Genomic DNA, 2268 nt, shown 5'->3' on the forward strand with positions numbered 1-2268 from the left:
CGTTAGTATTAAAAATAAAACCCGAGAAATGCCCCACTGAAGGATAATTCATAATATCATATGCCCTTTTAAAAACTACATCTTTCTTAGGAGCAAAATCAATTTTATACGGTGTCAGGGGATCTTTAATAAACGCGCAGTAGTTTAGGGCTAGAAATACATATTTGTTACTTATGTGCTTTAAAATTAGTTCTACACACCCATCCAAATAAACATCATCATCACAAAGTATCGAACAATATTCACCTTGGGCGTATTCAAAGCACTTCAGTTGATTTCCACTATAACCTAAGTTAGTTGGATTTTTACAATATCTAACGTTTTTATTTTTTTGGACATATTCTTCTACAACTTCATTCGTATTATCTTCTGAATCATTATCGATAACAACAACTTCGACATTATTTTTATTTTTTATCTGTGGCACCAAAAAGGCAAGATTTTCTTTTAAATATTTCGCACGGTTATAGGTTGGGATACAAATAGAAAGTTTAATCATAAATCAAAATTTGCTTTTAATTTCTTTTTTATTTTCTTTAATCCTCTAGCACTATTATATAAAATCAACAACATCCAGCGTGGGAATATCATGAATGGAAACATATAAATATAAAATAGAGGATATTTTTTATACAGTTTAAATATCCATCTTTCATATTCCTTAGTATACTGTGGATCATTTTGACAACGCATTGGTATTATAAATCGATACAATCCTTTTATAAACCACTGAACAATATATCTTTCAGTCTTAGTGGAAATTAGACTCTTCTTTTGCAGACTTTGATAAAATCGAGCAGAATCAACAATAATAATAAGAACGGGATTATAATCTACTTCCATTGGGTTTCTAACAGCCACACAAACCTTACCAATATATACGAAGGGACCTGGCTCAGATAAAATTAAATGATTTGCAATAACAACAAATGCGTAACCACGCCCATAGTCTTGTTCAGTGTATTCCTTGACCATTTCTACATACTTTTGTATCGACACTCTATGAAATATAGAAGCTGTAAAATGACTAATTCTATGATCCAAAACCATTTTTTCCCCCGATGAATATATCGTATCATTCTTATCATCATTTCTTTCTAATACACTCCACCAATTTTCACCATCAGTAAAACCCGCATGATTTAAATAAATAAATTTAGGATTACATTTTTCAATAGTTTGCATAACTTTATTGACAGTCCCATTAATTATAACATCGTCGTCTGAACAAAGCCAAATGTAATCACCCTTACCGTAATTCATTGCTAATAATGTGTTCTTATCTAACCCAATATTTTGTTCATTACAGTAATAATGTATAAAAGGATATTGGCTTGCATATTCACCTACGATCCTTTTAGTATCATCGGTTGAAGCATTATCTGATATGATTACCTCTATGGCATTATTCGCAATTTGACTTACAATCGATTCTAAAATTTTTCTTAGATAGGAACTTCTGTTATAAGTAGGAATGCATATGGATAATTTAATCATCGTGCCTCTTCAGTAAATACGAAAATTTAACGTATTAATTGATATTCCTTTTTCTTTTTGCTTAATATCATAAAAGAAAATGGCATACCAATAAATAAGAGAATCAACGTATAAGAAATAGCCATAATATCAGCATTAAAATATTTTGAACACAACGAATTACTTATAGAAATTAGAACCGCAAGTATTATAGATAAGATCATCATAGGTTCCTTTTTGTGTGCTCTTAAATAACTTCCGATTGATGACATAACTACATTGAGCAAACTTGATAGACACAGAACAGCAATTATGCCAGAATTCAAGAACCTTGAACCATAATCTTGCTTATAGATATTCAAAATGGAAATAACAAACACAGCACCAATTGAACATACAATGCCAACTATTACAGCTTGTATCGAGCTTCTCAATGCTAATTTATTTAGCTCATTATATTTTTTTTGGTTTATCAATGATCCATATTTAGGAGCTTTAGTATTAATCCATGCAATGCTTATTAAAAAAACAATTTCACTAATCCTCATGCTCACACCCATTTTCCCGGCTTCAACTGGCCCACGGTAAGTAAACAAAAGTGGTAAAAATAAATAATTACTCAAATAAGCCGATATCCATGTTAAAGCTACCTTCGATTGTAAAGGGAATATTTCCCTTCTCCATGAGATTGTGATATTATTGTCTTGGGGGTTATTAATAATTTGTAAAAAAAAATCTTTATAGTTATAAAAGAACCATATAATAAAAACTAACAGAATTGCAAAAAATTCT

Annotated in this window: 3 protein-coding genes; all 3 read right to left on the reverse strand. The window is 30.3% G+C overall.

The window, feature by feature from the left end; genetic code table 11:
* A partial coding sequence (locus tag AB1349_13825; GenBank protein ID MEW6558405.1) for a glycosyltransferase family 2 protein occupies nt 1-499 on the reverse strand: 499 nt, incomplete at its 3' end.
* Nucleotides 496-1497: a glycosyltransferase family 2 protein gene (locus AB1349_13830; protein ID MEW6558406.1), complete on the reverse strand. Its 1002-nt coding sequence runs from the start codon at nt 1495-1497 to the stop codon at nt 496-498. The genes AB1349_13825 and AB1349_13830, both read right to left, overlap by 4 nt.
* Before the next feature lie 26 nt (nt 1498-1523).
* A partial coding sequence (locus tag AB1349_13835) for a hypothetical protein (protein MEW6558407.1) occupies nt 1524-2268 on the reverse strand: 745 nt, incomplete at its 5' end.

It is taken from the genome of Elusimicrobiota bacterium (assembly GCA_040757695.1).
In the GTDB taxonomy this organism is placed as follows: domain Bacteria; phylum Elusimicrobiota; class UBA8919; order UBA8919; family UBA8919; genus JBFLWK01.

Bases quoted from the DNA above. Each gene is read 5' to 3' on its own strand.
- AB1349_13830 (MEW6558406.1), bottom strand. From the start codon at position 1,497: ATGATTAAATTATCCATATGCATTCCTACTTATAACAGAAGTTCCTAT.